We start from the raw sequence: 4,583 nt of genomic DNA, 5'->3' as shown, positions 1-4,583 counted from the left end.
CTGAGCGCGCCCGATATCCACCACGCGCTGGAGATCGCGGCGAGCCAGCCGCTTGCGCTCGCGCTCATCGACATGAACCGGCCCGATGGCGATGGGCGCGAACTGCTCGCCCGTTTGCGCAGCTCGCCGGCCATGATCTGGCGCATCAGCGACAGCATCTCGTCGAAGAAGATCTCGCGGTGCTCGATCGTGCGTTGCAGGGCTTGCTGGGGGGTGATCGGGGCGCCCGGTCAACATCAAGAAGGGCCAGTTCCTGGCGCCGTGGGACATGCAGAACGTGGTCGACAAGGCGCGCGCGGTCGGCAACAAGCAGATCATGGTGTGCGAGCGCGGCGTCAGCTTCGGCTACAACACGCTGGTGTCCGACATGCGCGGCCTGGCGATCATGCGCGCGACGCAGTGCCCGGTGGTGTTCGACGCCACCCATTCGGTGCAGCAGCCGGGCGGGCAGGGCGCGACCAGCGGCGGCCAGCGCGAGTTCGTGCCGGTGCTGGCACGTGCGGCGGTCGCTGCCGGCGTGGCGGGCGTGTTCGCGGAGACGCATCCGAATCCGGCGTGCGCGCTGTCGGACGGCCCCAACGCGTGGCCGCTCGGCATGCTGAAGGAATTGCTGGAAACGCTGAAGGAAATCGACGCGCTGGTGAAGCAGCGCGGGTTTATCGAACACAAGTTGATGAAAACCTGATCCGCGAAGTACGCGAAGAAGCGCGAAGAAAACCCAAGTAAGTCCTGCTTTTTCTTTTCTTCGCGTCCCTTCGCGTACTTCGCGGATAAAAATTGAATTCTGAGGAAACATAGTGAGTGCAATCATCGATGTCATCGCCCGGGAAATTCTCGACTCCCGTGGCAATCCCACTGTTGAAGCCGACGTGCTGCTGGAGTCCGGCGTGCTGGGCCGCGCCGCTGTGCCGTCGGGCGCGTCCACCGGCAGCCGCGAGGCGATCGAGCTGCGCGACGGCGACAAGAGCCGTTATCTGGGCAAGGGCGTACTGAAGGCCGTCGAGCACGTCAACACCGAAATCTGCGAAGCCATCATCGGACTCGACGTCGAGGACCAGGCCTTCATCGACCGCACCATGATCGAGCTCGACGGCACCGAGAACAAGTCGCGCCTCGGCGCCAATGCCCTGCTCGCGGTGTCGATGGCGTGCGCGCGTGCCGCCGCCGAACAGGCCGGGCTGCCGCTCTACCGCTACCTCGGCGGCGCCGCGCCGATGGCGCTGCCGGTGCCGATGATGAACATCATCAACGGCGGCGCGCACGCCAACAACAACATCGACATGCAGGAATTCATGGTGATTCCGGTCGGCGCGCCGAGTTTCCGCGAGGCGTTGCGCTACGGCGCCGAAGTGTTCCACGCGCTGAAGAAACTGCTCGACGCCGCCGGGATGGCGACCACCGTCGGCGACGAGGGCGGTTTCGCCCCCAACCTCGAATCGCACGAGGCGGCGCTGAAGCTGATCGTGCAGGCGATCGAAAAGGCCGGCCTGCAGCCCGGCATCGACGTCGCCATCGGGGTCGATTGCGCCGCGTCCGAGTTCTACAAGGACGGCCTCTACCATCTCGAATCCGAAGGCCTCAAGCTGAGCTCCGCCGAACTCACCGATTACCTCGCGGCCTGGTGCGACAAGTACCCGGTCATCAGCATCGAGGACGGCATGGCAGAAGGCGACTGGGACGGCTGGAAAACCCTCACCGACAAACTCGGCAAGCGCGTCCAGCTGGTCGGCGACGACCTTTTCGTCACCAACGCCAAAATCCTCAAGGAAGGCATCGACAAGGACATCGCGAATTCCATTCTCATCAAGGTCAACCAGATCGGCACCCTGTCGGAAACCTTCCAGGCGATCGAGATGGCCAAGCAGGCCGGCTACACGTCGGTGATCTCGCACCGTTCGGGCGAGACCGAGGACACCACGATCGCCGATCTGGCGGTCGCCACCAACGCGCGCCAGATCAAGACCGGCTCGCTGTCGCGCTCCGACCGCATGGCGAAATACAACCAGCTGCTGCGCATCGAGGAAGAACTCGGCGACGCGGCGAGCTATCCCGGACGCGATGCGTTCCGCCAGCGCGGCTGACCACAACGCGGCCAGGCTGGTCGCGCACATTCGCAGCCAGGGATTGACCTGGGTGCTGGCCGCTGCGATTGTGCTGTTGCAATACCCGCTGTGGCTGGGCGAAGGCGGGTGGTTGAAAGTGCGTGAAAGTGCGCACAGAATCGACACCCAGCAGGCACTGAACCAGCGTCTGCAGACCCGCAATGCCGGCCTGCTGGCCGAGCTTGGCGACCTCAAGCAGGGACGCGACGCCATCGAAGAACGCGCGCGCAATGAACTGGGCATGATTGCGCCGGACGAATGGTTCGTCCGGGTGGTGTCTGCCCACACCGTTCAGTCGGGAAAAACGAATGAGTGACTTGCAAATCGGCTTGTTGGTGATTGGCGTGGCCATCGTGGCGGTGGTGCTGCTGTTCAACTGGATTCAGGAGCGCCGCTTCCGAAAACAGGCCGACGCGGCTTTTCAGACGCCGGCGGGCGATGCGCTGATGCAGCCGGGGACGGTGCCGCACGAAACGCCCAGCCGGCCTGAGCGGCTTGAACCGGCGTTACGCGAACCGGTCTTCGATGCCAATGACGACGTGCGCGACGTGGCCGGGATCAACGAGCCCCATTTACAGATCGATGCCGACCTGCCGCAGGCGGAGACCTCGCTTGAAGACAGCATGCCCACGCGCGTGGCACCTGCTCCGCCGCCTTCTGCTCAGGCACCCTATGTCCCGGCGACGGCACCTGAGGCACCCTACGACGAACTGATCGAATACCGCATCCGCGTCGGCGGCGATGGCGTCCTGGCGAATGTGTTTGCCGATGCCTTCAATCATGCGCGCACCCTGGGCAAGGCGGTGCGCTGGGCCGGATTGCCGGCCGGTGCCGCGGAATGGGAGGAGATCCAGCCTTGGCGCGACGTGCACTATCAGCAGGTGGCGGTCACCATGCAGCTGGCCGACCGCAACGGTGCGGCGCAGGAAGAGCAGCTCTCGGCCCTGTGCGCCCTGCTGCAGAACGTGGGCCAGGCGCATGGCCTGCGCGTCGCCTGCGACGACGTGGCCGCTGCGATGGAGCGCGCGCAGGCCATCGATCGCTTCTGTGTCGATGTCGATGTACTCATCGGCCTGAATGTGGTGGCGCGCGGCGAAGGGGCGGTGAACCTGGCGCGCATCGTGCGCGAGGCCGAAGCCTGCGGCATGGCGCTGGGCATGGACGGCGTATTCCAGCTGCTCGACAGCCGCGGCGAGCCGCTCTATGCGCTGTGCAACCACGATGCCGAGCCTTTCAATGCTGCGGTGGTGGAAGGGCAGACCTCGCAGGGCGTGACGTTGCAATTCGACGTGCCGCGCGTACCGGATGGCATCAGGGTATTCGACGGCATGGTGGCGTTCGGCCGCAAGCTTGCCAGCGAAGTCGGCGGCATTCTGGTGGACGACAACCTGCGCCCGCTGACCGACAGCGGCATCGAGAAAATCCGCACTCAGCTCACGCAGATCTACGAGCGCATGGAAGCGCGCGGCGTGCCATCCGGCTCACGGCGGGCGCTGCGTCTGTTTTCCTGATGCCGGCATCCGATGTGCCGGCGCGCGCGGCGGCGTTGCGTCAGGAAATCGAGCGTCATGATTACGCCTATTACGTCCTCGACGCCCCCACCATTCCCGATGCGGAGTACGACCGGCTGTTCCGCGAACTGCAGGCGCTCGAAGCCGGACACCCCGAACTCGCCACCCCCGATTCGCCGACCCGGCGCGTAGGCGGCAAGCCGCTGGAGGGTTTCGCGCCGGTGCGCCATGCGGTGCCGATGCTGTCGATCCGCACCGAGACCGATACCGAAGCGAGCGGCGCGCAGGCTTTCGACGCGCGGGTGCGGCGCGAATTGGGGCTGGGCGAGAACGATCCGCCGGTCGAATACGCGGCCGAACTGAAGTTCGACGGCCTCGCCATCAACCTGCGCTACGAGTCCGGCGTGCTGGTGCAGGCCGCCACCCGCGGCGACGGCGAAACCGGCGAGGACGTCACCCAGAACATCCTCACGGTGCATGCCGTCCCGCTGCGCCTGAATACCGCTGCGCCGCCCGCCGTGCTGGAAGTGCGCGGCGAGGCGTTCATGCGGCGCGACGATTTCGAGCGCTACAACGCGAAGCAGCGGGAGGTCGGCAAGCCCACCCTGGTCAATCCGCGCAACGGTGCCGCGGGCAGCATTCGCCAGCTCGATCCGGCAATGGCCGCGCAGCGGCCGCTGTCGTTTTTTGCCTATGGGGTGGGCGAGGTACGGGGCTGGTCGCTGCCGCCTACCCACAGCGCCACGCTCGACGCACTGGCTGAACTGGGCGTGCCGGTGTGCAGCGAGCGCATCGCCGGGCTAGGCGCGGCGGCGCTGGTCGCCTTCCATGACGATGTCGCCGAGCGCCGCGATCAATTGCCGTTCGACATCGACGGCGTGGTGTACAAGGTCAACCGCCTGGACCTGCAGCGCGAACTGGGTTTTGTCACGCGCGAGCCGCGCTGGGCGGTGGCGCATAAATTCCCGGC

At 65.8% G+C, this 4,583-nt stretch carries 4 protein-coding genes and 1 pseudogene; all 5 read left to right on the top strand.

From position 1 onward, the window contains the following. Window positions 1-217: 217 nt before the first annotated feature. A pseudogene (locus tag Q0L94_RS17495) lies at window positions 218-685 on the top strand (3-deoxy-8-phosphooctulonate synthase); the annotation flags it as partial. Window positions 686-797: 112 nt separating this feature from the next. Beyond that, window positions 798-2,081 carry a phosphopyruvate hydratase gene (eno, locus tag Q0L94_RS17490; protein ID WP_296755898.1) on the top strand — a complete coding sequence of 428 codons (1,284 nt, stop codon included), beginning with the start codon at window positions 798-800 and terminating at the stop codon, window positions 2,079-2,081. Continuing rightward, window positions 2,059-2,418: a cell division protein FtsB gene (gene ftsB / locus Q0L94_RS17485; protein ID WP_296755896.1), complete on the top strand. Its 360-nt coding sequence runs from the start codon at window positions 2,059-2,061 to the stop codon at window positions 2,416-2,418. The genes eno and ftsB overlap by 23 nt, the downstream gene beginning before the upstream one ends. Beyond that, on the top strand, window positions 2,411-3,613 hold the full coding sequence (locus Q0L94_RS17480; protein WP_296755893.1) for a cell division protein ZipA C-terminal FtsZ-binding domain-containing protein: 1,203 nt from the start codon (window positions 2,411-2,413) through the stop codon (window positions 3,611-3,613). The genes ftsB and Q0L94_RS17480 overlap by 8 nt, the downstream gene beginning before the upstream one ends. Next, window positions 3,613-4,583 (top strand): NAD-dependent DNA ligase LigA (gene ligA, locus Q0L94_RS17475; protein WP_296755892.1); only part of this gene is annotated, 971 nt, incomplete at its 3' end. The genes Q0L94_RS17480 and ligA, both read left to right, overlap by 1 nt.

Source organism: Thiobacillus sp. (genome assembly GCF_024708915.1).
The sequence above is the reverse complement of the archived record's forward strand: the minus strand, read 5'-3'. Positions and strand labels throughout refer to the sequence as shown.

What these genes read in the sequence shown, in the direction of transcription:
- Q0L94_RS17480 (WP_296755893.1), top strand. Translation starts at nt 2,411, where the DNA reads ATGAGTGACTTGCAAATCGGCTTGTTGGTGATTGGCGTGGCCATCGTG.
- ftsB (WP_296755896.1), top strand. Translation starts at nt 2,059, where the DNA reads ATGCGTTCCGCCAGCGCGGCTGACCACAACGCGGCCAGGCTGGTCGCG.